Source organism: Marivita sp. GX14005 (assembly GCF_023370775.1).
GTDB lineage: Bacteria > Pseudomonadota > Alphaproteobacteria > Rhodobacterales > Rhodobacteraceae > Marivita.
The window spans coordinates 277,028-299,910 of record NZ_JAMCCQ010000002.1 but is presented as its reverse complement, the minus strand read 5'-3'; the positions used below and the strand labels follow the sequence as shown (position 1 = coordinate 299,910).

At 63.2% G+C, this 22,883-nt stretch carries 28 protein-coding genes and 1 tRNA gene; 7 read left to right on the top strand and 22 right to left on the bottom strand.

Annotated features, from left to right (window positions below; translation table 11 throughout):
• Positions 1–48: 48 nt before the first annotated feature.
• Complete coding sequence (gene ectA, locus M3465_RS07665) at positions 49–585, bottom strand: diaminobutyrate acetyltransferase (RefSeq protein ID WP_249501153.1); 537 nt, start codon at positions 583–585, stop codon at positions 49–51.
• Between the two features lie 235 nt (positions 586–820).
• On the opposite strand from ectA, the gene M3465_RS07660 reads away from it, so the two are divergent.
• The gene (locus M3465_RS07660; protein ID WP_249501152.1) at positions 821–1,321 is read left to right on the top strand and encodes a MarR family winged helix-turn-helix transcriptional regulator; all 501 of its coding nucleotides are present in this window, start codon (positions 821–823) and stop codon (positions 1,319–1,321) included.
• 45 nt (positions 1,322–1,366) lie between these two features.
• Here the strand turns inward: M3465_RS07660 and M3465_RS07655 are convergent.
• From M3465_RS07655 to M3465_RS07630, 6 genes are all read right to left on the bottom strand, one after another.
• A tRNA-Gln gene (locus tag M3465_RS07655) sits at positions 1,367–1,441 on the bottom strand.
• 60 nt (positions 1,442–1,501) lie between these two features.
• Positions 1,502–2,863 carry a mechanosensitive ion channel family protein gene (locus tag M3465_RS07650; protein ID WP_249501151.1) on the bottom strand — a complete coding sequence of 454 codons (1,362 nt, stop codon included), beginning with the start codon at positions 2,861–2,863 and terminating at the stop codon, positions 1,502–1,504.
• Positions 2,864–2,921: 58 nt separating this feature from the next.
• Positions 2,922–3,920, bottom strand: coding sequence for a diguanylate cyclase domain-containing protein (locus M3465_RS07645; RefSeq protein WP_249501150.1), 999 nt, complete (start codon positions 3,918–3,920; stop codon positions 2,922–2,924).
• Positions 3,917–4,507 carry a heme NO-binding domain-containing protein gene (locus M3465_RS07640; RefSeq protein WP_249501149.1) on the bottom strand — a complete coding sequence of 197 codons (591 nt, stop codon included), beginning with the start codon at positions 4,505–4,507 and terminating at the stop codon, positions 3,917–3,919. The genes M3465_RS07645 and M3465_RS07640 overlap by 4 nt, the downstream gene beginning before the upstream one ends.
• Positions 4,508–4,576: 69 nt before the next feature.
• Positions 4,577–5,299: an HAD family hydrolase gene (locus M3465_RS07635; protein WP_349305031.1), complete on the bottom strand. Its 723-nt coding sequence runs from the start codon at positions 5,297–5,299 to the stop codon at positions 4,577–4,579.
• Entirely contained in the window at positions 5,296–5,580 is a 285-nt protein-coding gene (locus M3465_RS07630) for a DUF3572 domain-containing protein (RefSeq protein ID WP_249501148.1), read from the bottom strand. The genes M3465_RS07635 and M3465_RS07630 overlap by 4 nt, the downstream gene beginning before the upstream one ends.
• A gap of 93 nt (positions 5,581–5,673) precedes the next feature.
• Here M3465_RS07630 and M3465_RS07625 point away from each other — a divergent pair, with 93 nt between their 5' ends.
• Positions 5,674–7,089 carry a diguanylate cyclase gene (locus tag M3465_RS07625; protein ID WP_249501146.1) on the top strand — a complete coding sequence of 472 codons (1,416 nt, stop codon included), beginning with the start codon at positions 5,674–5,676 and terminating at the stop codon, positions 7,087–7,089.
• A 3-nt stretch (positions 7,090–7,092) separates the two neighbouring features.
• Here M3465_RS07625 and M3465_RS07620 read toward each other — a convergent pair whose 3' ends face one another.
• The 4 genes from M3465_RS07620 to M3465_RS07605 all read right to left on the bottom strand — a co-directional run bounded on the left by M3465_RS07620 (position 7,093) and on the right by M3465_RS07605 (position 9,037).
• The gene (locus M3465_RS07620) at positions 7,093–7,572 is read right to left on the bottom strand and encodes a periplasmic heavy metal sensor (RefSeq protein ID WP_249501144.1); all 480 of its coding nucleotides are present in this window, start codon (positions 7,570–7,572) and stop codon (positions 7,093–7,095) included.
• A 1-nt stretch (position 7,573) separates the two neighbouring features.
• Positions 7,574–7,876, bottom strand: a complete 303-nt coding sequence (locus M3465_RS07615) for a hypothetical protein (RefSeq protein WP_249501143.1) — start codon at positions 7,874–7,876, stop codon at positions 7,574–7,576.
• A 10-nt stretch (positions 7,877–7,886) separates the two neighbouring features.
• Complete coding sequence (locus tag M3465_RS07610) at positions 7,887–8,480, bottom strand: sigma-70 family RNA polymerase sigma factor (protein ID WP_249501141.1); 594 nt, start codon at positions 8,478–8,480, stop codon at positions 7,887–7,889.
• 80 nt (positions 8,481–8,560) lie between these two features.
• A complete protein-coding gene (locus tag M3465_RS07605; protein WP_249501140.1) occupies positions 8,561–9,037 on the bottom strand; it encodes an EF-hand domain-containing protein in 477 nt (158 codons plus the stop codon).
• Positions 9,038–9,270: 233 nt separating this feature from the next.
• Here M3465_RS07605 and M3465_RS07600 point away from each other — a divergent pair, with 233 nt between their 5' ends.
• Both M3465_RS07600 and M3465_RS07595 read left to right on the top strand, forming a co-directional pair.
• Positions 9,271–9,666 carry a DUF983 domain-containing protein gene (locus M3465_RS07600; RefSeq protein ID WP_249501139.1) on the top strand — a complete coding sequence of 132 codons (396 nt, stop codon included), beginning with the start codon at positions 9,271–9,273 and terminating at the stop codon, positions 9,664–9,666.
• A 12-nt stretch (positions 9,667–9,678) separates the two neighbouring features.
• The gene (locus M3465_RS07595; protein WP_249501138.1) at positions 9,679–10,386 is read left to right on the top strand and encodes an NUDIX hydrolase; all 708 of its coding nucleotides are present in this window, start codon (positions 9,679–9,681) and stop codon (positions 10,384–10,386) included.
• Here the strand turns inward: M3465_RS07595 and modC are convergent.
• The 3 genes from modC to modA are packed head-to-tail and all read right to left on the bottom strand — an operon-like array spanning position 10,362 to position 12,960.
• Entirely contained in the window at positions 10,362–11,534 is a 1,173-nt protein-coding gene (gene modC / locus M3465_RS07590; RefSeq protein ID WP_349305030.1) for a molybdenum ABC transporter ATP-binding protein, read from the bottom strand. The genes M3465_RS07595 and modC overlap by 25 nt on opposite strands.
• Positions 11,492–12,190, bottom strand: a complete 699-nt coding sequence (gene modB / locus M3465_RS07585; protein WP_249501137.1) for a molybdate ABC transporter permease subunit — start codon at positions 12,188–12,190, stop codon at positions 11,492–11,494. Before modB ends, modC begins: the two co-directional genes overlap by 43 nt.
• Positions 12,187–12,960 (bottom strand): molybdate ABC transporter substrate-binding protein, encoded by a 774-nt coding sequence (gene modA / locus M3465_RS07580; protein WP_249501136.1) that lies wholly within the window; start codon positions 12,958–12,960, stop codon positions 12,187–12,189. The genes modB and modA overlap by 4 nt, the downstream gene beginning before the upstream one ends.
• A 121-nt stretch (positions 12,961–13,081) precedes the next feature.
• On the opposite strand from modA, the gene M3465_RS07575 reads away from it, so the two are divergent.
• Positions 13,082–13,723 carry an ImuA family protein gene (locus tag M3465_RS07575; RefSeq protein WP_249501135.1) on the top strand — a complete coding sequence of 214 codons (642 nt, stop codon included), beginning with the start codon at positions 13,082–13,084 and terminating at the stop codon, positions 13,721–13,723.
• Positions 13,724–13,798: 75 nt separating this feature from the next.
• Positions 13,799–15,517, top strand: coding sequence for a methionine--tRNA ligase (metG, locus tag M3465_RS07570; RefSeq protein WP_249501134.1), 1,719 nt, complete (start codon positions 13,799–13,801; stop codon positions 15,515–15,517).
• Positions 15,518–15,615: 98 nt separating this feature from the next.
• On the opposite strand, the gene M3465_RS07565 is transcribed toward metG, so the two are convergent.
• The 3 genes from M3465_RS07565 to M3465_RS07555 form a co-directional block, all read right to left on the bottom strand.
• Complete coding sequence (locus M3465_RS07565) at positions 15,616–16,050, bottom strand: FKBP-type peptidyl-prolyl cis-trans isomerase (protein WP_249501133.1); 435 nt, start codon at positions 16,048–16,050, stop codon at positions 15,616–15,618.
• 100 nt (positions 16,051–16,150) lie between these two features.
• On the bottom strand, positions 16,151–16,546 hold the full coding sequence (locus M3465_RS07560) for a VOC family protein (RefSeq protein WP_249501131.1): 396 nt from the start codon (positions 16,544–16,546) through the stop codon (positions 16,151–16,153).
• 66 nt (positions 16,547–16,612) lie between these two features.
• A complete protein-coding gene (locus tag M3465_RS07555) occupies positions 16,613–17,071 on the bottom strand; it encodes an Lrp/AsnC family transcriptional regulator (protein WP_249501129.1) in 459 nt (152 codons plus the stop codon).
• A gap of 136 nt (positions 17,072–17,207) precedes the next feature.
• Between M3465_RS07555 and ald the strand changes: the two genes are divergently transcribed.
• Positions 17,208–18,326, top strand: a complete 1,119-nt coding sequence (ald, locus tag M3465_RS07550; RefSeq protein ID WP_249501128.1) for an alanine dehydrogenase — start codon at positions 17,208–17,210, stop codon at positions 18,324–18,326.
• Positions 18,327–18,375: 49 nt separating this feature from the next.
• Here the strand turns inward: ald and mscL are convergent, their stop codons facing one another.
• From mscL to M3465_RS07525, 5 genes are all read right to left on the bottom strand, one after another.
• Positions 18,376–18,810 carry a large conductance mechanosensitive channel protein MscL gene (mscL, locus tag M3465_RS07545; RefSeq protein WP_249501127.1) on the bottom strand — a complete coding sequence of 145 codons (435 nt, stop codon included), beginning with the start codon at positions 18,808–18,810 and terminating at the stop codon, positions 18,376–18,378.
• Between the two features lie 137 nt (positions 18,811–18,947).
• Entirely contained in the window at positions 18,948–19,397 is a 450-nt protein-coding gene (locus M3465_RS07540) for a YtoQ family protein (protein WP_249501126.1), read from the bottom strand.
• A 57-nt stretch (positions 19,398–19,454) separates the two neighbouring features.
• Positions 19,455–20,087, bottom strand: coding sequence for a class I SAM-dependent methyltransferase (locus M3465_RS07535; RefSeq protein ID WP_249501124.1), 633 nt, complete (start codon positions 20,085–20,087; stop codon positions 19,455–19,457).
• A gap of 21 nt (positions 20,088–20,108) precedes the next feature.
• Complete coding sequence (pheT, locus tag M3465_RS07530) at positions 20,109–22,505, bottom strand: phenylalanine--tRNA ligase subunit beta (protein WP_249501123.1); 2,397 nt, start codon at positions 22,503–22,505, stop codon at positions 20,109–20,111.
• 72 nt (positions 22,506–22,577) lie between these two features.
• Positions 22,578–22,859: a YrhK family protein gene (locus tag M3465_RS07525; protein WP_249501122.1), complete on the bottom strand. Its 282-nt coding sequence runs from the start codon at positions 22,857–22,859 to the stop codon at positions 22,578–22,580.
• Positions 22,860–22,883 lie beyond the last annotated feature (24 nt).

Sequence of the window (22,883 nt, the reverse complement as noted above, 5' to 3'; positions counted from 1 at the left end):
TTCCCCCTCGGCTAAGGGTGTGTCTATCATCGTGATGTGAACGAGGTCTTAAGCGGCGCGCTTGAGCGTGATGCCCTGCGCAGGCAGCGTGATCGTCACCATGTGCTCGGTATCATGCGCCCCATCGAAATGGGTTTCTTCTTTGAAATACGGCGTATCCGTCAGATCGCCGCCGATGTCGCGGGCGAGGCTTCGGAAAAGCCCCCAGGATGCATCATTGTCCTTGGTGATCGTGGTCTTCAGCGCTTCGGCGTCCTGAACCTCCTCGCGGTTCAAAAGCTCGAAAAGCATCGTCTTGCCGAGCCCGAGACCGCGTGCTTTCGGGCTGACCGCCACCTGCCAGACGAAAAATGCGTCTTCGTTCGGGATCATGTGCCCCGAAATCCAACCCACGATCTCGCCACCTGCTTCGGCCACGACGCATGTATCGCGGAAATGATCGGCCTGGATCAGGTTCGCGTACATCGAATTTTCGTCCAGCGGCGCGCAGCTGCGAATCAACTCCCAGATGGCCGCTCCATCTTCCGCGACCGGCTTGCGGAGCTGTGGTTTGGGCGTTCGGGCAGGGGTGGTTCCATCGGGCATGTGCAAAGACCTCTCTTGTAGTTCGATTGACTAAATAGTGTGCTGCAGCGGAAAACTCAACATCTAGCTAAAAAATGCCGAAATATAGAAATTGAACCAGATTTTGTGTCACATGAGGATCGCGCATCTTTCGATCTCCGAAGGATAAGCCGATGCGGTTGAGATCACCCGACCGGAACATTCACAAGTGCTTAGAAGATTGAAGTTTTTATAGATTTTGTGCGATGATCCTCCCATGACGTCAAAGCCCCATGATCGCACCGATGACAGCCTGATCGCGCTGCGCCGCATCCTGCGCGCGACGGAAATCTATGCGCGCGATCTCGCTCAAGCTGCAGGCATGACACCCGCGCAGCTCCGCGTGCTGCAGATCGTTGAGGAACGGGGCTCGGTCACGCCGAAGGCGCTTGCCGCGCAGATGCGGGTGAGCCAGGCGACGGTGACCGCCTTGGTCGACAAGCTGGTGGCCCGGAAGCTGGTGCAGCGCGTCTCGTCCCAAAGCGACCGGCGACAGATCAATGTGGTGATGACGGAACTTGGCGGCACAACCCTGAGCCAAGCACCCGATCCGCTGCAGCAACGCTACGCGCGCGCATTTGCCGATCTGGCCGATTGGGAGCAGGCGCAGCTTGTCGCCTCGCTTGAACGAGTGGCGAGCATGCTTGATGCGATCAGCATCGATGCCTCGCCCGTGCTGACGACAGGTGAGTTGCCGACCGATCCGCCAATCGGCTGAGTCCGCGCACCTGCACCATATCGAACGCCCGATGTCAGGAGGAACTGGCTGGGGTGGCAGGATTCGAACCTGCGGTACGCGGTACCAAAAACCGTTGCCTTACCACTTGGCTACACCCCAACCGTGCGGCGGTGTCTACTCGCGGAAATTAACGGGATCAAGACCCGAAAATCGAAAATCTCATTCTTCCGGCGCATTCTTGTGCAGAAGGTCGTTGTCCTGTTTCTCGGCGCGTTCGCTGGCGACGATACGGTTCAGTTCCCGGTCCATTTCCGCAGCTACATCTCCCAGCGATTGTGTTGCCACGGCGATTGCCTCGGCATTCGATCGCGGCCGTTTGTCCGGGCTGGGCGTGGCATCCTCTGCAGAACTTTCGGAGCCGCCATCGAGACCGACGATGCGGATCGTCGTTTCCGGCATGACGATCCCGGCGTGATCGAATGCGGTAAGGCAGGATCGCCACGCTTCGCTGCGCGCTTTCGCGTAGCTTGTCTTATGCTGCAGGATCCACCCGGCGACGTTGAGAATGACCGCACTGTCGCCCATCTTCTCGATCCAGACCGCCGGCGCCGGATCTTCCAGCACGAAGGGGAGCGCCGCGACGGTCTGCAAGGCCAGATCCTGCGCGCGGTTGAGGTCGCTGTCGAAAGCCACACCGAGATCGATCACGAAACGCCGTTCATCGTTGCGCGTGAAGTTCACGATACGGCTTTTGAACACCGTCGCGTTGGGAATTCTAATATGATTGCCATCGAAGCTGAGCAGGATGGTGGCCCGGCTCGTCAACCGAATGACCTTGCCCTGATCGCCCTCGATCTCCACCGTGTCGTTGGGTCGGAACGGCTGGCGAATAGACAGCATGATGGAAGCTATGAAATTCTCCACGGTGTCGCGGACCGCGAAACCGATGGCCAGCCCGATGATCCCCGCTGCGCCGAGAATGGTCGACAAAAGCGCCGTTGCGTTCAGGATATCGAGCGCGATCACGAGCCCGGCGATCACGAAAGCCACGCGGATCAGCTGGCGATAGATATCGGCGATGAACGCGTTCGGCGCAAAGCGGCTCCACGGCCTATCGAGCCGCGCGAGCGCGAAACCGGCCAGAACGACGACAGCGAAAGCACCGAGCGCGATCGCGGCAAGCGGCAGATAGTTGACGAATTGTTCGAACCGAAGCCGGAACCGCTCCACCGCGGGGTCGAGACGGCGGGCGACATCCGTTGTCTCCTGCACCTTGTTCTCAATCGTCACCACGCCTTCGACACGTCCGACCAGCTCATTGAGCCGCGCCACGGCCATACCGTCTATCGCGGTTCCGCGCAGGGTCACGATACCCGAGCTGACGGTGACCGTCACATCCTCAAACCCATCGAGTTGCCCAAGGATTTCGCGTATGCGCGTTGCAATGGCAGCGTCGGTTTCGGCGCTGTCTTCCACTGCGATGGTGCCGGATGGCTGCCCGCTTTCCTGCGCGATGCTTCCTTCGGGAGATACCGCGCCGCATAGGCAAATCAAAAGCAAGAGCCGTGCGAAAAGTTTCATGAGGCGAGAGTGCGACAGGCCCCGGCAGTGCGCAAGCCGCATTGCGCTTTCGCCCCCTTCATTCGCCCGGCGCCATATCGCAAAGGGTTTCGCCAAGCTCGGGCTGCCAGAACCTGTGGCATCCCCGTCCAGAGCGTTTCGCTGCGTAAAGCGCGATATCGGCGCGTTTCAATGCGTGGTCGGGTGCCAGCTTACGATCGCTGCGCGCCATTGCGATGCCAATGCTGGCGCCGATCGGCACCTTCGCGAGTGGTGGATCGACCGACGCGGAGAGATCGCCAATGATCTGGCGCGCCAACTGGTCGAGCCGCGCCCGGTCGACGAGCCCGGGGCAGACGATCACGAATTCATCGCCGCCCATGCGCGCGACGACATCCTCCTTGCGCAGAACCCGACGCATGACCCGCGCCGCATGTTTCAAAAGTGCATCACCGACATCATGACCCAGCGTATCGTTCACCTGCTTGAACCGATCGAGATCGAGATGGAGCATGGCGTAGGCCGTATTCGACCGGCCAAGCCTCGACATCGCGTTGTCGAGGGCGCGGCGGTTGCCGAGCCCGGTAAGCTCGTCTGTCACCGCGTCGGACTCGGCAGCGAGTTTCTCGCCATTCAGACGCGCGTTCAGGCTGAAGCTTGCGGATATAGCGCTCGATTTGGCCTCCTGCAGGAACAGCAATTCAACCGCAAGGTCGCAAGGGGCGAAATCCTGTGCCGACAGGTTGAATTTCCGGACCGCGTCAACGATGGCGATCCCGAACGATAGGTCGATAATTGCGCCGCCGTCGCCATCGGGAATGACACATCCCCGCAGAACGATATCGGGCATTTCGGTGAGGCTCAGACGGATCGGCTGCGTCTCAAGGCCGGCAAGCTCGGCCATGCAGACCGGGCGAGCCGGGCCGAATATTGCGACCCTGTCGAAAAAGGGTCTGCCCAGAAGCGTTTCCCCGGCAATCCTGTCCAGGCTGCGCCCGACCTGGGTGATACAGCCGCACCCATCGACACAAAGATGCATTGGTCGCAGTCGCGCCATCAGGTCATGAGCCGCGATCACGCGCGCATCGCCCTGGCAAAGGAAAATCCTCGGTCCTCGGCAAAGCCGATATCGACGATCCGCGCCGCTATCGCTTCGATCCCGTCATTCGATCCGCGATGTTCGAGAACGGCAAGCACGCCATAATCATCGGCCATGGCCCGCAGAAGACCGACAAGAAGATGCCCGAAACCGGGCAACTCGCCTTCGCAGCAAAGATCGAAGCAATGGGGTTCGACCTCCCTGACGACGATACGCGGAAGATCGAGCCCCGGAACGGCAAGCCGTGTGCGCCCGGGCAGATCCTCCAACGAATAAAGAAGTTCGGGAAAATCCTGCCCCCCGAACCGCATGAGCCTGCGAACGCTGACATGGTTCTGGCGGGTGATCAGGTAGGTTCCGATATCCTCCAGGATATTCGCCTCCGACCGGTCGAGCGTTCGCGCGCATGCGTCGAGCACAGCTGGGAAATAGACGCTGTCATATTGCAGCATCGCTTCGAAACTCGACAGCGGGACATCGGCCGCGATGAGCGCTTTTGTCCAACTGTCCAGCCCGAAACTGTCCGTGACGAACGCCTCCACCGTTCGAAAAATCAATCCGTGCATCAGCCGCGATCCTCATATCTGCTGGCAGCGTCGCAGGACGACCTTAACATATCGCAAACAGGTAAGATTTTAGCGATTATTCACCGTCAGGCCCAACCAGCCCGGCAAATGTCCGATATCGGGCAGCACCGCATCGGCGAATGGCGCCAGATCGCTGCGGCTGGCCAGGCCTGTCAGCACCGCGATCACGCCCATCCCCGCCGCGCGCCCGGCGATCAGATCATGCGTGCTGTCGCCGACCATGATCGCGCGTTCCGGCCCGACACCGACCGTCTCGCAAAACGCGAGAAGCTGACCGGCGCCGGGTTTGGCACCGAAGCCGCTATCGGAGCCGGCAATGAAATCGAACCTGTCCCGCAAGCCTGCCTTTTCGAGATGCGCGATGGTCGGCGCTTCGCCGTCATTGGTTGCCACGCCAAGCCGCAGATCGGCGGCGGCGAGGTCGTCGAACAATTCGGCGAGCGGAACCGCCTCGACCATTGGCGCCGCCGCGGCGTCGGCATTGAGAAGGTCGACCAAGTCCCGGATCGAGAGGCCGCCGATGGCCGGCGCGAGGGCGCTGGCGACATCCAGCGGCGTTCCGGCGATGGCGATGCTGCCGGGCTCGAATTCCGCACGCTCGACATCGAAGCCGATGCGCGCACCGAGCATCGAGGCCCGGGCGAGGTCTCCGCCGGCGAGGCGCGTCAACAGCGACGCAGCCCACGCGTTCCACGTTGCGCGGAAATCGAATAAAGTGCCGTCCTTGTCGAAGAGGATCGCGGCAGGCCGGGCGGCCGTTCCGGCGCTCACGTCCAGTGCACCTGTGCGCCGCCGGGCAATGTAGCGCGCGCCTCCATCAGCCGCTCATAAGGCAAAGCCTCGGCGTCGCAGAAGGCGACGATCCATGCATCGTCCATCATGAGGAAATCCAGAACCGATGCCTGGAAATCGGGATCGGCAAGCCCATTGCGAAACGCGGCTTCGTCCACACCCGTCGCGCCCATGAAGACCGGCAGCAGATCGTCGTTACCGGCAAGCCAAGCAATGGCTCTTAGCGCGATCGCTTCTGCCGCATCCTGAGAAACCGCCATTTTTAAGAAATTTCCTCACAGTTTGTTAACCAATACTGACAAAGAATTGGTGAACAGATTCTTAGCACTCGCCCCAGATCGGAGCCAGCCCCCGTGTCCGGCATTGTCCTGATACTCGACGCCCAAACGACCCGCCGCATTCGCTTGCAGGCGCAGGTCAAAACGGTCTGCGACACCGTTGCCCTTGTAGAGACAGGCACCGACGCGCTGGCGCAGATTCGCAAGACCGCACCGGATGTCGTGATCGTGGCTCACGATCTGCCGGAGCTGAAGCTCAACCGGTTCTGCAAGGCGTTGCGCGCCAATCCCCAAACGCAGCTGACGACGATCATCGTGGCGGTCCCGTCGGAAAATCACTCCGCCCGGGTCAGCGCGCTGATCGCAGGGGCGCATGACCTGATCGAATATACGGCAGAGCCGGCGGAACTGCGCGCGCGGCTCAGAAACGTCATGCGATCGCGGCAGATGACAGAGCAAACCCGCGTTCGTGCGCCCGTCGAACATGCCGGCGGCTTCGCCGAAGCCCCGAGCGGGTTCGCCCATCGCATCGTCGCGCAGATCGTCTCGGCAGGGGAATCCGAACGCGCCGAAGCCCTGCGCGATGCGTTGCCCGCGTCGGCGGGGCTGGTCCTTCATGCAGCGGATGAGCGCGATATCCGCCGCGATCCGGGCTCGGAAACCGACGTCTACATCCTGCTTGAAGCGAGCCGGCCGGCCGAGGCGCGCGATCTTCTTGGCGCGTTGCGTTCGCATCCGGGCAGCTGCCATAGCCGGATACTCTTCGTTTCCGATGCCGCACCGCATATGGCCTCGCCGCTCGACCTGGGCGCACATGACCATGTCCCCTGCACCGCCTCCCCTGCCGAACTCGCCTTGCGCATCCGGCGGCTCGCGCGGCTCAAGCAAAACGCCGATCGCGAGCGCGAAAGTCTGAACGCGCTCGGAGAGAAGGCCTACACCGACCGGCTCACCGGTCTGAACAATCGCGGATATGCAGATGAATATTTGCAGCGCGCAGATCGCTCGCTGGCCGAACATCCCGCCCCTTTGGCGATCCTGCTGGCCGATGTGGATCATTTCAAGAAGATCAATGACAATCACGGCCACGAGGCCGGCGACAGGATTCTCGCTCATATCGCAGGCGTTCTGAAAGCGAACCTGCGCGGGGGCGATACGCTGGCGCGCTATGGCGGCGAGGAATTCCTGATCGTTCTGCCGAATGTCGGTGCGGCGCAGGCCCGGTGCATCGCGGAGCGGTTGCGCAAGGCCGTATCCGCCGGGCCGGCAGCTTTGGAAGACGGAACGCTTATGCGCGCGACGATCAGTATCGGCATCGCGCTAACCGGGAAATCGGAGCGCAAATCGACCGCCGATCTGCGCCGCGCAGCAGACACCGCGCTTTATCGCGCCAAGGGGTTGGGGCGGAACCGGATCGAGCAGGCGACACCGGCCGATTTTATCGCGCCGCGCAGCAGCGGGCGCCTGACACCGCACCGACGGACCGGATAACGTCTAGCGGTCGCGGCGCCGGATCAGACGGTCCAACGCCTCCTGAACCCGATCGGCATAAGCATCGCGTTCGGCATCGCTCATGCCGGCGATACGGTCTGCGATCAAACGCCGTCCGATTTCATCACGTTCGGCGCGGTGGCGCGAATGTTCCGCCATTGCGGCCGCGAACCGGTCGGCATCGAAGGGGGTCTCTCTCAGCAAATCGATGGCTCTTTGCAGATCGGCGGCAATCGGTTGCGATCCGCCCGGACGGCTTGCGCTACTCATGAACGCATGTCGCAAGGCGCGCCTTTCCTCGGCAGGCAGCGTGCGCGTGAAGATCGAACCGGAAGCCGCGTGCGGTCTGCCGGCCCATCGTTCAGGCCCGTGTGTCACCGCGAACCCCGCGAGCGCGCCGATGACCAGAAGGTTGAGGCCCAGCGACACGACCAGCAAGGCTCGCATCCAGAACGGCGATTGAGGCGGTGAACGATCCGTCATGTCACCCATCCAGAAGCAAGTGATCGAAACTGCCCAGATCGCTTTCGATGAGGACAATCTGGTTATCCCCGGCTTCAAGCATAGCGGCGGGAACCTCGACACCGATCCAAAGGCCGATACCGGCGGTTGCGGCCAATCCGGCGGCCGCCGGCCAGCCCCCCAGGGCGCGCAGGATCTGGCGCCAAAGCGGCTCGACCGGCGCTGGCGAGCGCTGCAAACGGCGCGCATCGTCCATGATCCGCGCCACGAGACCATCGGGCGGATCATGTCGTGCCGCCCTTTCGCGCGCGAAAGCCTCGATCAAGGCGCGATCCTCAGTCTCTTTGTGTCTCATCCTCATACCCCAATTCACTATGGTGCACCGAAAGCAGCTTCGACAGGCTGCGCTTGCCTCGTGCCGTCAGACTTTCCACCGCCCTTGGTCCGATATCCATGATCCGGGCGATCTCGGAATTGCCGAGCCCATCGATATGGCGCAGCACAACCGCTTGGCGTTGACGCTCGGGAAGCCGCATCAATGCGGCCTGCAAGGCCGAGCGCCGCGTGCGCTCCTGCAGCCGCTGTTCCGGTCCGGCGGCCGGATCCGCAACGTCGAAATCGGGCGGCATCTCCGACGGACGCGCCTTGCGCAACCGGTCTATGCACAGGTTGGCCGTCACCCGATAGAGCCAGGTTCGGATCGTCGCGGCGCCGTTTGCATCCCACCCGGAGGCGGCGCGCCAGAGGCGCAGCATCGCCTCTTGCGCAATGTCCTCGGCTTCGGCGCGATCGTTCAGCATGCGGCAGGCATGCGCATAGACCAAAGGTGTAAACGCCTCCGCCAAACTCTGCGCGGCGCGGGCGTCCCCCTTGGCATAGGCGCGAAGCAAGGCCGCATCGGTTGCCGGGTCGTTTTGGCTTTGACTCATGCGGATGCTGCAAATCGTGACGTTTCAAACGATATAACGGCTCGCGACGCGAAATGCGCCACCGCGCGCCGCGTGGCCGATCAATTCCCGGAACGCGCCTTGCCATGATGCGGCCTGCCCCATCCCGTCATCCCGCGCGCTTCGCGAAACTCCGTTTCACTGATCGCCCCGTCCCCATCCGAATCCAGCCGCTCGAACATGCGCGCTTTGGTCCCGCGCGGTCCGATCTCGTCGGCCGAAAGAGCGCCATCGCCATCCGCGTCCATACGGGCGATCATGCGGTCCGCCCTGTTTTCCGCGCGCGCCTGCGCGGCCGATACGATTTCCCCGCGGGTCAGACGGCCGTCGCCATCTGTATCGGCCCGGTCGAAAAACGTTTTGCGTGCCGCGAATTCCTCTGCGCTGACGGACCCGTCTGCGTTCGCGTCCATCTCCCGGAACATCTCGGCACGGCCCTGCCCGCCACGATCGAACCCCTTGGCCGCCACCATGGTCGCGCCCGATGAGGCGACAAGCGTAGCGATGAAAAGTGCGGAGATGCTTGATCGTCTTGTCATATCGTTATCCTCTGTATCCGTCGCGGCGCAGTGCCGCGTTCCTGTCCGGATGGCGGAGCTGATCGCCCCATCTGCCAATCACACTGTGTTCCACGGGGCAGAGCACCATTTCCGTCGCATGAAGATGGCAAATAAAGTCACGAGGCCGTGATTTGCGGCATCCGGACGCAAGAAGGGCTTCGGATCTGTTCAAAGCCCCGCTAGAACGCCATGTCTTTCGCGAGGAGAGATAGATGACAGCCGATTTGATAACCGCTCAAGATCGCCCCACCTGGCCCGCCATGCGCCGGGGTTGGCGCGGCAAATGCCCCAATTGTGGCAAGGGCGCCCTTTTGCACAGCTACCTCAAGGTGCGCGATGCCTGCGCGGTCTGTCATGAGGACTATCACCACCACCGCGCCGATGACGGGCCGGCGTATCTGACGATCCTGATCGTCGGGCATCTCATGGCGCCGCTGCTCCATATCGTGTTCGTCGCCTATCGGCCTTCGCCGCTGATGCTGTTCACGATCTTTGCAGTCGGGTGCGCCGGGCTGACCTTCTATCTTCTGCCTAAATTCAAGGGCGCCATCGTCGCCTTTCAATGGGCCCGGCTGATGCACGGCTTTTCCGGCCGAACATCCTCTTGAATGAGCACCCTGATGAGCGAGACCGGAGAGATCGATAAATCCGCGCTGCGCGATGCGGCATCGGTGATCGTTCTGCGCGACCGTGAAACGCGGCCCAAGGTTTTGATGGGGCAACGCGGCAAGACCGCCGCCTTCATGCCGAGCAAATTCGTCTTTCCCGGCGGCGCGGTCGATCCGGAGGATGCCCACGTGCCTTTCGCCGAGCCGCTGGAGGAACTTTGCGCGGCCCGCCTCACCGATAACGCGCCGGCAGACTGTGCCCCGGCCCTGGCCGGCGCGGCAATTCGCGAGCTTTGGGAGGAAACCGGGCTGATCCTCGGTCGTCCCGGCGCGTGGCGTGGCACGGTGCCAGACAATTGGCGCGGTTTCGCACAGGCCGGTCATCTGCCCAACGCCGCGCCGATGCAATTCGTGTTCCGCGCCATCACACCGCCCGGCCGGCCCCGCCGCTTCGATGCGCGGTTCTTTCTGCTCGATGCCGAGGATATCGCCAATGATCCCGATGATTTCTCGGCCGCCTGCGATGAGCTGTCCCATCTGCAATGGATCGCGCTCGACGCTGTGCGCGAATTCGATCTGCCCTTCATCACCGAAGTCGTCCTGGCCGAGATCGCCGCACGCGCGTCCGATCGGACGCCGCCGGCGTCGGTCCCGTTCTTTCGCAATGACGATGAGGAAAGCCTCTTTTTGCGTCTCTACGGCAAGCCGCTGCCGGATTGAACGTCCTGCGCGGGCGCGCCATTCTGCACTCCCGTCGCGATATCGGTTTGTGACACGGCAACCGATTTCATCACCGCGAAACACTCCGCGCCCTCGGTCACGCCAAGCGCATCTGCGCTGCGCCGCGTGATCCGGGCAAGAAGTCTGTCCGACCCGGCTTGCATCTGGACGATCACACCCGGCCCGACGCCACGCCGGACGGCGGTGATCCGCACCGGCAGGATGTTGAGCGCGGACAGCGCGTCCGGGCGCTCGCGCGCCAGCATCACATCCTGCGCCAGTATCCGCACCCTGACCTGCGCGCCCACGGGCGCGGCGATGGATGGCAGGAAAAGCGTGCCGCCTGACACCTGCAATTCGCTCAACCCATCCTCGTGTTGTGCCGCAACGCGCGCCGGAAGGACCGCTCCCGCATCGCGAATTCCGAGCGCGCGCACCATATCGGGATCGGTCAACACGGCGTCCGGCGCGCCCGAACGCACCGCCCGTCCCGCCTCGATCAGGACGATATGGGTCGCAAGCCGGGCAACTTCGGCCATGTTATGCGTGACATAGAGGATCGACAGCCCTGTCTCCCGGCGCAGGGTTTCGAGATAGGGCAGGATTTCCGCCTTTCGCGCCCCGTCGAGCGACGCCAGCGGTTCATCCATCAAGAGCATGTCCGGCCCCGAAAGCAGCGCGCGCCCGATCGCCACCCGCTGCGCCTCCCCGCCGGAAAGCGACTGGATGCGGCGATTCAAAAGATGCGAAATGCCGAGCAACTCGGCCACCGAACCCGGATCGCTTGCGCCGCGCCTGCCGGCCCGTGCGGCATAGCACATATTCTCCCGCACATTCAGATGGGGGAAAAGCCGGCTGTCCTGAAAGACATAGCCAAACCGGCGCTCATGCACCGGTAGGTTCACTCGCGCCTCGCCATCGAACAGAACGCGCCCGTTCAGGACGATCCGGCCGGCGTGCGGCCGAAGAAGCCCGGCAATGGATTTGACGATCGAAGTCTTGCCACTGCCGGAGCGCCCGAAAAGCACCGTTACACCTTCGGGCGCCTCGAACTCCGTGGTCAGATCGAACCCGCCCAGATCGCGCCTGATATGCACATCGAGCGTCATCCGCCCGAGATCCGCCGCGCCACACGGCGCGAGAGCCATTCGGCAAGGATCAGCGCCGCGATGGCGATGGAGACCGAAACAGCGACGAGCCGCAGCGCCGAGGCCTCGCCCCCCGGCACCTGCAGGAAGGCATAGATCGCCGAAGGCACGGTGCGCGTCTGGCCGGGAATGTTCGACACGAAGGTGATCGTCGCGCCGAACTCTCCCATCGCCTTGGCAAAAGCGAGCACCGCTCCCGCGATCACGCCCGGCATCACCAGCGGCAGCGTCACCGTGGTGAAAACCCTCGTCCGGCTTGCCCCGAGTGTGGCAGCCGCTTCTTCGAGCTTCGGGTCCACCGCTTCGATGGCAAGGCGCATGGCACGCACCATCAAGGGAAACGCCATGATCGCCGCCGCCAGCGCCGCCCCGGTCCAGCGAAAGGCCAAGGTAATGCCGAAAGCGTCGTAGAGGAACGCTCCGACAGGGCCGCGGCGCCCGAAACTCAGTAGCAGCAGATATCCCGTCACCACAGGCGGCATCACCAGCGGCAGATGCACGAGCCAGTTCAGAACGTCCCGCCCGATGAACCGCCCCCGTGCCAGAGCGAGCGCGCAGAAGAGCCCGAGCGGCAAACTGGCGAGTGTCGCCCAGAAAGACACTTTGAGCGACAAGGCCACGGCCTGCCACTCTTCCGGCGCGAGCCAATCGGTCATTCAGATGGCCTCGGCGGCAGGAAACCATGGCTTTCGAAAATCTCTTGGGCCGCATCGGTTTCAAGCCAGTCGAGAAATGCCGTTGCCACACTCGCTTCGGTGCTGCCGGATACGATTGCGGCCGGATACCGGATCACCGGATGCGAGGCTTCGGGGAATAGACCGATCACACGCACCCGCGGTTCGGCCTGCGCGTCGGTGGCGTAAACGACACCCAGCGGCGCCTCGCCCAGCGCAACAAGCGCCAGCGCGGCACGCACATTATCCGTCGGCGCAAGCCGATCTGTCACGCTTTGCCACAAGCCCAGATGCGTCAGCGCGGCCTTGGCATAAATCCCGGCGGGCACCGCTTCCGGCAGGGCGATCGCCAACCGCCCGCGCGGGCCGAGCGCAGAAGGCAAATCCTCATCGCTTCGCAAATCGCGCAGGTCCGGCGCCCCTTCGCCATGCGCAATCAGCGCAAGACGGTTCGCGGCGACATCGCGCAAGCTGCCGGGATCGACCCCGCCCCGTTCGGCAAGCCAATCCATCCATTCCGAATTCGCCGAAATGAAAAGGTCCGCCGGCGCCCCGGCACCGATCTGCCGCGCCAGCGTCGAACTTCCGGCCAGCGTTAGCGTGACGTGATGACCCGTCCGTGTTTGCCATTCCCGAGCCATTTCGGCCATCGCATCGCCAAGCGACGCGGCGGCGAAAACGGTGATATCGGCCGCGCGCACGGGCGTCGCGCAGCACAGGGCGAGCAGAAGCACGCGCAGATATGGGAACATTCCGTCCGTTTCCTCGCTTCGACTATCCGAATGTCGGCGCAAAAGACCAAGGCCGGCGCATGGAAGCAAGAGGAAACGACGAATCTCTTGAGAACAAAATACGAACATTTATACTCATCCCATGCAGACCGCCGCCGCCCTCCTGTCCCGACGCCCCCACCGCCCCTATCCAGAGCTCACCCTCGGCAATGCCGAGATCGCCCTGAGATTGGGGCGCGTGCACGAGCTTTGCGGCCCGGCTCGGCGCACGCTGGCCCTTGCTCTTGCCGCCAATGCCGGAGCGCCCATCCTCTGGGTCACCACAGCCATGACGGAACAATTCTGCGCCGATGCGCTCGCCCGTTTCGTGGAACCGCGCGACATTCTGTTCGTCAGGACCACAAAGATCGACGCGGCGCTCTGGGCGATGGAAGAGGCGCTGCGCGATGGCCAGACCCCGGTCGTCATCGGCGATCTGCCCACCGCCCCCGCTCTCGTGCCGGTGCGCCGCCTGCATCTGGCCGCCGAAACGGGAGCCGGTGCGGGCACCTGCACGCCGCTCGCGCTTTTGCTGACCCCGGACGAGGGCGGCGCGCCGGGGATCGAAACGCGCTGGTCGCTGACCCCGGCGCATCATCTGGCACAGGATCTGACACAGGATGTGGCACAACAGGGCCGCTGGCACCTCGATCGCCTTCGCGCCCGCATGGCCCCGCCGCGCCAATGGCTGATGAAGCCCGGTCAGGCCGGGCTGAGCCCCTGCGCCGGCACGCTCTCTTCGTGAAACGGACGGGCGCTCTGGCCCTCGCCCCGCCGATCCGCTAAAGCGGCGCAGGACTATCAAGGCGGACATCTGCGCATGGCACGACATCTCATCACCTCGGCGATCCCTTATATCAACGGGATCAAGCACCTCGGCAACCTCGTCGGCAGCCAGCTTCCCGCCGATCTCTATGCCCGCTACCAGCGCGCGCGCGGCAACGAGGTGATGTTCCTCTGCGCCACCGACGAACACGGCACGCCGGCCGAGCTTGCCGCCGCCAAGGCCGGCAAGCCCGTGGCCGATTACTGCGCCGAGATGTGGGCCGTGCAGGCCGAACTGGCTCGCGGCTTCCGCCTCAGCTTCGATCATTTCGGCCGCTCCTCCAGCCCGCAGAACCACCGCCTGACGCAGCATTTCGCGGGCCGTCTGGCCGATGCCGGGCTGATCCGCGAAGTCAGCGAAAAACAGGTCTATTCCAACGCCGACGGCCGCTTCCTGCCCGACCGCTATATCGAGGGCACCTGCCCCAATTGCGGCTATGACAAGGCGCGCGGCGATCAATGCGAGAACTGCACCAAGCAGCTCGATCCGACCGACCTGATCGATCCGCGCAGCGCCATTTCCGGCTCGACCGACCTCGAGGTACGCGAAACCAAGCATCTCTATCTGCGCCAATCCGAGATGCGTGGGAAGCTGCAAGAATGGATCGACAGCAAGACCGACTGGCCGATCCTCACCACCTCGATCGCGAAAAAATGGCTCAACGATGGCGACGGTCTGCAAGACCGCGGCATCACCCGCGATCTCGACTGGGGCATCCCGGTCAAGAAAGGCGCCGAGGACTGGCCCGGCATGGAAGGCAAGGTCTTCTACGTCTGGTTCGACGCGCCCATCGAATACATCGCCTGTGCAGGCGAATGGGCCGAGGCACATGGCAAGACCGATGGCGACTGGGAACGCTGGTGGCGCACCGACAAGGGTGCGGATGACGTGCGCTACACGCAGTTCATGGGCAAGGACAACGTGCCGTTCCACACGCTCAGCTTTCCGGCCACGATCCTCGGCTCGGGCGAGCCGTGGAAGCTCGTGGATTACATTAAATCCTTCAACTACCTCAACTACGATGGCGGCCAGTTCAGCACCTCCCAAGGGCGCGGCGTCTTCATGGATCAAGCGCTCGACATTCTTCCGGCGGATTACTGGCGCTGGTGGCTTCTGTCCCACGCGCCCGAAAGCTCGGACAGCGAATTTACATGGGTGAATTTCCAGGGTTCGGTGAACAAGGATCTGGCAGACGTGCTGGGCAATTTCGCCTCCCGCGTGACCAAGTTCTGCCGCTCCAAGTTCGGTGAACACGTACCGGAGGGCGGAACGCCGGGCGCCCGCGAGGCACAGCTTATCGCCGATCTGAACGCTGGCCTGGGCGACTACGAACGCCACATGGACGCAATCGACATCCGCAAATCCGCCACCGCGCTGCGCGGCCTCTGGGTGCTGGGCAACGAATACCTGCAGGACGCAGCGCCCTGGGCCACCTTCAAGCAGGACCCGGGCAAGGCCGCGATGCAAATCCGCACCGCGCTCAACCTCATCCGTCTCTACGGCGTGATCTCAAGCCCTTTCATCCCCGACGCCTCGGCCCAACTGCTGACCGCCATGCAGGCGGAAACCGCAAACTGGCCTGACGGCGCTGAAGGCGCGCTCGCCGCGTTGCCCGCCGGTCACGTCTTTTCCGTGCCAGACGTTACCTTCCGCAAGATTTCGGATGAAGAGCGCTCGGAATGGCAAGCCCGCTTCGCCGGCACACGCACCTGAAGCCTCTCTTTCTTCTTGCCATAAATATCCCGGGGAGCGCGAGGGGCAGCGCCCCTCGCCCGTCCGGTCGGCGCAGCCGACCGGACACCTGAGCCGGCTCAGGCGGCCTTGATCTCGACCAGTTCGATATTGAAAGTCAAATCCTTGCCCGCCAGCGGATGGTTCGCATCGAGCGTCACCTCGCTATCGCTGACCTCGGCCACCATGACCGGCACGACCTGTCCTGTCGGTGTCTGCATCTGCAGCTGCGTGCCGGGCTCGAGCGGGATCTCCGCCGGTATCTCGGAACGCGGGACTGCCTGTCGCGCGTTCGGGTCGATTTTGCCGTAAGCCTGATCCGCGGGCACCTCGACCGTCTTCTTGTCGCCGACTTCCATACCGGGGATCGCCTGATCCAGGCCCGGGATGATCTGCCCCTGCCCAACGGTGAATTCCAAAGGCTCGCGCCCGTCCGAGCTGTCGAACGTCTCGCCACCTGCCAGGGTGCCGGTGTAGTGAATGGAAACGGTATCGCCCGTTTTGACCTGCGTCATGAAATCTCCGATATGTCGGGGGTGTGTTGACGGAGGCCGCGCCATGCGCGGGTGCTCCAATGAAGACCGCACCCTAGCAAATCCGGCCTGAGGGTGCAAATCACCCGCCGGCTTGACCTTCTTCGGTGATCAGCCCGAACGCCGCGCCGGTCGGATCGGCGACAATGGCGATACGTCCGACACCCGCCACATCGAACGGATCCCGGATCACCCGGCCGCCCGCGTCGCGCGTCTGTCGGGTCGCCTTATCCACATCATCGACCCCCAGATAGGTGAACCAATGCGGGGGAAGATCGGCGAACGCGTCATCGCCCGTCATGTCCATCAGACCGGCCGTCTGGCGCCCGTGACACGAGCCGACAATATAATCCTGACCGTTATCCATCTTCATCGTCTCGAAGCTCCAGCCACAGACCTTGCCGTAATAGTCCCTGGCCGCATCCAGATCGCGGGTCATCAATTCGCTCCACGCGACAATTCCATGAGACTGCGACATCCTCTTCCTCCATCCCTGCACCATGATCCCCACCCTAGCACGAAGCCCGGCAGCAGGATGCAGAAATCACACCGGCAGCGCGGAACTCTTGAACACAGTGCGCAGCGCGAAGGAGCTTTGCATCTGTGCAACGCCCGGCAGGCGGGTCAGGTATTGGCGGTGAATGCGCGCGAAATCCTCGGTATCCTCGGCCACGACCTTCAGGATGTAATCCGCCGCCCCCGCCATCAGGTGACATTCCAGAACGTCCGGAACCCGCGCCACCGCCTTTTCGAACGCGTCCAGGAGCTCGTCCGCCTGTCCGTTCAGCGTCACCTCGACGAAGACGGTAGCCGGTTTTCCCAGTTTCCGCGCATTCAGCAACGCAACATAACGCTCTATCATCCCCTCGGCCTCAAGCCTGTGGACCCGCCGATGGCATGCCGAAGGCGACAGGTTGACCGCATCCGAAAGCTCTGCATTGGAAATGCGTCCCTTGCGCTGCAAGACCCTCAGGATACGGCGGTCCGTGTCGTCCAGTATCATGACGTTGCAAATCTCCCCCTGGTCTGCGCGCCTATCAACAGACCTGCGCAGAATGAGTGGATCATCCATGAAAATCCACACATAATCGCGCCAACTGCAAACCTGCCGGCACATGGCAGACCCAGAGGAGACAGGTATGAAAATCGGATGCCCGACCGAAATCAAGGCGCAGGAATTCCGCGTCGGACTGACACCCGCAGCCGCGCAGGAAGCCGTCGCGCGGGGGCATGAGGTCGTCATCGAAACAGGCGCGGGGCGCGGTGCGGGATTCGAGGATGAAGCCTACCGCAATGCCGGCGCGTCGATATTGGGCAGCGCCGAAGAGGTGTTCGAAAGCGCCGAGATGATCGTGAAGGTCAAGGAGCCGCAGGCGTCGGAACGCAAGATGCTTCGGAAGGGTCAGATCCTCTTCGCCTATCTTCATCTCGCGCCCGACCCGGACCAAACGCACGATCTGATCGCTTCAGGAGCGACCTGTATCGCCTACGAAACCGTCACCGATGACAGCGGCGGCCTACCCTTGCTTGCGCCGATGTCGGAAGTTGCCGGGCGCCTTGCCCCGCAAAGCGGCTCTTGGGCCCTGCAAAAGGCCAATGGCGGCAGCGGCGTTCTGATGGGCGGCGTGCCGGGCGTCCGGCCTGCCAATGTCGCGATCATCGGCGGCGGCGTCGTCGGAGCGGCGGCGGCGCGGATCGCGGTCGGCATGGGCGCGAATGTCACGGTGCTCGATCGCTCCGTCCCGCGCCTGTCCTATCTCGACGATGTTTTCATGGGTCAGCTGACCACGCAGCATTCCGATCAAGCGGCGATCGAGGAACTGTTGCCCCGGATGGATTTGGTGATCGGTGCCGTTCTCATCCCCGGAGCGGCGGCACCGAAACTGGTCAGCCGGGATCAACTGTCACTGATGAAACCCGGCTCGGTGCTCGTGGATGTCGCAATCGATCAGGGTGGGTGTTTCGAGACGTCGAAACCCACCACGCATCAGGATCCGATCTATGAGGTCGATGGAATCGTCCATTACTGCGTCGCCAACATGCCCGGCGCGGTGGCGCGCACCTCGACCCTTGCTCTGGGCAACGCGACGCTGCCCCATATGCTTGCAATCGCCGGCAAGGGGTGGAAACAGGCGTGCGCGGACGATCCGAACCTTCTGAACGGGCTGAACGTCCATGACGGCGCGTTGACCTACGCCGCTGTCGGTAACGCGCTGGGGATCGACGTGACCGACCCCGAAGCGGTTGTCCGGTCCTGACGGACGGGCGGTGGTCCGAAGGTGCCCCACGCCGGGGCACCTCAGGGCGTCAGACGCGGCCCGACGCTTTCAGGGAATCCCGGATTTCGAGCAGCACATCGAGCTCGCTCGGCGCGGTCGGAACTTCTGGCGCGACCTCATCGGGTTTTTCCGCCGCTTCCTTGATGCGGTTGACCATTTTCACCAGCATGAACACCACGAAGGCGATGATCAGGAAATTGATGACCGCCATGATGAACTTGCCGACCGCGAAGACAGGCACGCCCGCCTCGGTCGCCGCCTCGATGGACGCAAAGTCACCCTCGCCCAGAACATAGAACCATCCCGAAAAATCGATCCCTCCGGTAAAGAGCGCGATGATCGGATTGATGATATCCCCGACAAGCGATGTCACGATTGCCGTAAACGCCGCCCCGATGATGATGCCCACGGCCATGTCCATGACATTGCCCTTGGCGATAAAATCCTTGAATTCCTGAATCACAATCTTGTCCCCTCGTTATAATCGCCGAAATCGTTGCGGCGGTAATGCATTGTTATCATGGGACAACGATTTGTCACGCAAAACGCGCGCAGCGGCGCGCCAAGCGCAGAACAACGCCGATCGGGGCGCCGGCTGGATCAAGAGGGGAGCGATCCCGTGAGAACGTATCGCAGGATCTGCGCCACTTCCTGCGGGGTCCGCGTCACCGCCAGGGCTGCCGCATCGACCTCTTTAAGCGGATGGTCATGCTCGGGCTGCTGTAGGATGATGAGCGATTTGCCGAGCGCGCTGGCATAGCCCGCGTCGAACGCGGCGTTCCACTGCTTGTATTTCTCACCAAACCGCACGACGACGACATCGGCATCGGCGATCCCCTTCCGCGTGCGGATTGCGTTGACCATCGCGCCCTTGTGGTCGTGCCAATACTTGTTTTCCTCCGCCCCGAGGATCGCGACCCCGCAATCGTCACTGGCCGCATGATCGGTCACCGGGCTGTCAAAGCTGACATCGAGCCCGTCGCAAGCGTCGATGATCTGCTCGCGCCAGTCTGTGTGTATCTCGCCGGACAGGTAAACCTTCAAACCCATGTCTTGTCTCCTTTCTGTGATCCCGAAGCAGTAGCGCGGTATCGCGGCAAAGGCCACTCAGCCATTGCGCCGCGCAACGATGGTGAGGCGCGGATCGCGGCCGGATGCCTGCCTCGTCTCCACTGTCGCGAACCCTGCGCCTTCGATGGCGGCAAGCAGCTCCTCCTGCGTCAGCCGCGCGAAATAGGGCGCTTTGCCGATCGCCTGCAACATCGGCAGAACCGTATAGAGTGCCAGCCAGACAAGCCCGCGGCGGCGCGGCAGACAGAATGTCTTGGAGATAAAGAGCCCGCCGGGTTTCGTCCGCTCCGCGATCGCGCGCAGTGCGGCGTCCCGGTCCTCGATTAGATGCAGAAGATTGAATGCCGTCACGATATCGAACGGCCCGCGCGGCGCTTCCACCGCGTCGGCCTGCACGAAATCGACGTTCCCGATCCTCGCCGCAACCGCCTTCTCACGGCCCTTCTCAAGCATCGCGCCAGAAATATCGCTCGCGGTGATATGCGCAACATCGCCGGCCAAGGCGACGGCCGTGCTGCCCGTGCCGCAGCCGAGTTCGAGCATCCGGTGATCCGGTTCCAGATATCCGCGCAGGTGATCCAGCGTCTCGCGATAGCCGACCGGGTCGCGGACCGGCATCCGGGCGTAGCGATCGGCGACGCGATCCCAGAACGCGGCGCTGTCACGCATGCACAGCCCCCCGCGCAACGCTCATCCGCGCAAGACGCCGCCGGTCGCCTTCTGGACCTTCTCGACGATCTTGCCCGCGACCGCCTCGATCTCGGCTTCCTTGAGCGTCTTGTCCTTGGGCTGCAACCGGACCGTGATCGCCAGCGATTTCTTCCCCTCCCCAAGGCTGCCGCCGATGAACTCGTCGAAGACGCGCACATCCTCGATCAGCGCCTTGTCCGCGCCCGCTGCCGCGTTCATCAGATCGAGCGCGGCGACATCGGCATCGACGACGAAGGCGAAATCACGCTCCACCGCCTGCAGATCGTTGAGCGCAAGCGCCGGGCGGGTCGCACCCGTCTTGCGCGGCATCGGGATCTCCTCGGGCCACAGGGTAAACGCCATCGCCGGGCCTTTCACGTCCATCGCCTTGAGCACCTTGGGGTGCAACTCACCGAACACGCCCAGCACCTTCTTCGGGCCAAGGCAGATCACGCCATGCCGCCCCGGATGCCACCACTCATCGGCCCCGCGCCGGATCTGCGCCTTGGCCGGCGCACCCATCGCGGCCAGAACCGCCTCGGCATCGGCCTTCGCGTCGAACACATCGACAGGCCGCGACGCGCCATGCACGTCCTTGGGCCCGGAGCGCCCGACCAGAAGGCCCGACAGCATCAGGTGCTGCTCGCCCGGTTCGCCGCCGCTGAACACATGGCCCAGCTCGAACAGCGCAAGGTCCATATAGCCCCGCGCCTGATTGCGCGCAGCCGCCTGCAACAGGCCGGGCAAAAGCGCGGGGCGCATATGGCTCATTTCCGAACTGATCGGATTGGCCAGCATCGTCGCATCATCGCCACCGCCGAACAGCGCGGCGGAGTGCTGATCGATAAAGCTGTAGGTCACGCATTCATTGTAGCCCAGAGCCGCCGCCGTCCGCCGCGCGGCGCGTTCGCGTTTCTGCATCGGCGACAGGATCGGCTTGGGCACACCGGCCTTGGCGCGCGGCATAGGCTTGCCTTCCAGCCGGGTCAGCGACGCGATGCGCGCGACCTCCTCGACGAGATCGGCCTCGCCGGTCACATCGGGCCGCCAGCTTGGCACATAGGCCTGATCGCCATCGAGTTCGAACCCCAGCGCGGTCAGCGTGGCCCGCTGCGTGTCCTCGGGAATGTCCATCCCGACAAGCGAGATCACCCGCGCGGGATCTAGCCTGTAAGCACGGGTCGTGTCCGGAACGGCACCGGCAACGATCATCTCCGACGCCTCGCCCCCCGCGTTGTCCACGATCATCCGCACCGCGTGTTCCAGTCCCTCGGGCGTGAAGGCCGGATCGACGCCGCGTTCGAACCGGTAGCGCGCATCCGAGTTGATCTTGAGTGCGCGGCCCGCATAGGCGATCTGCACCGGGTTCCAGTAGGCGCTTTCGACGAAGACATCCGTCGTTTCCTCGGTGCAGCCCGTCGCATCACCGCCCATGATCCCGGCGATGCTCTCGGCCCCGTTCGCGTCGGAAATCACCATCTGGCCGGGCTGGAACGTATAGGTCTTGCCGTCAAGCGCCAGCAGTTCCTCGCCGCCCTGGGCACGATGCACACGCAGATCGCCCTGCACCTTCGCCAGGTCGAACACGTGCAGCGGGCGGTTGCGATCATAGGTGAAGAAATTCGTCACATCGACAAGGAAGTTGATCGGCCGCAGCCCGATAGCGCGTAAGACATCCTGCAACCACTTCGGGGACGGGCCGTTCTTCACACCGCGAATGACGCGCCCGCAGAAGAGCGGGCAACCGTCGAGCGTGTCGTCGTCAATGGTCACGGTCATGCCCGCGTCGAACGCCGCCGGCACCGGATCGACCTCGCGCGGCTTGAGCGTGCCCAGCCCCCGCGCCGCCAGATCGCGCGCGATGCCGCGCACGCCCAGCGCGTCGGGGCGGTTCGGCGTGATGGCGATCTCGATCACGGGATCGACCTTGGCCGGATCGTTCTGCGCCAGCCAGTCGATGAACCGCTCGCCCACCTCGCCCGAGGGCAGTTCGATGATGCCGTCATGCTCGTCCGACAGTTCCAACTCGCGTTCCGAAGCCATCATGCCGTGGCTTTCGACCCCGCGAATGTTACCGACGCTCAGCGTTACGTCGATGCCCGGGACATAATCACCCGGTTTCGCCAGAACGACGGTAATTTGCTCGCGCGCGTTGGGCGCGCCGCAGACGATCTGCTTCTCGCCCTCGTCCGTCTTTACGGTGCAGACGCGCAGCCGGTCGGCATCGGGATGCTGCTCGGCATGGGTGACTTTCGCCAGCGTAAAGGCTTTCAAGGCTTCGGCGGGGTTATGGACCCCTTCGACCTCAAGCCCAAGATCGGTCAGCGCATCAGTGATCTCGTCCACCGTGGCCGTGGTGTCGAGATGGTCTTTCAGCCAGGAGAGGGTGAATTTCATCGGATCTGCCGCGAATTTGTGACGTTTGGCGGCTTCCTACCGGATCGACGTCACAGGGGAAAGACTTGATCCTCACCCGCCATAGCGCTCGGCCAGATCGTCCACATCACCCTCAGACGCCAGCTTGATCTCGCGCGCAAAGCGAATGGTCGGTTTGGCGGCAAAAAGGAGCGATCCAATGACGAAGAGCCACAGGGCCGGCGTTTCGTATTCCTTCCAGAAAAAAAGGATCGAACCGATCAGGAAGGATATCGCCGCGCCAAATTCGACAATCGTATAAGCCAGTTCATAGGCCGCATATATGTCCTTGGATCGCTCGTTGCGTTCGCGGTTGCTCAATCGAAACAGTTTCATGCGCAGTCTCCGTCTTGCTGTCTT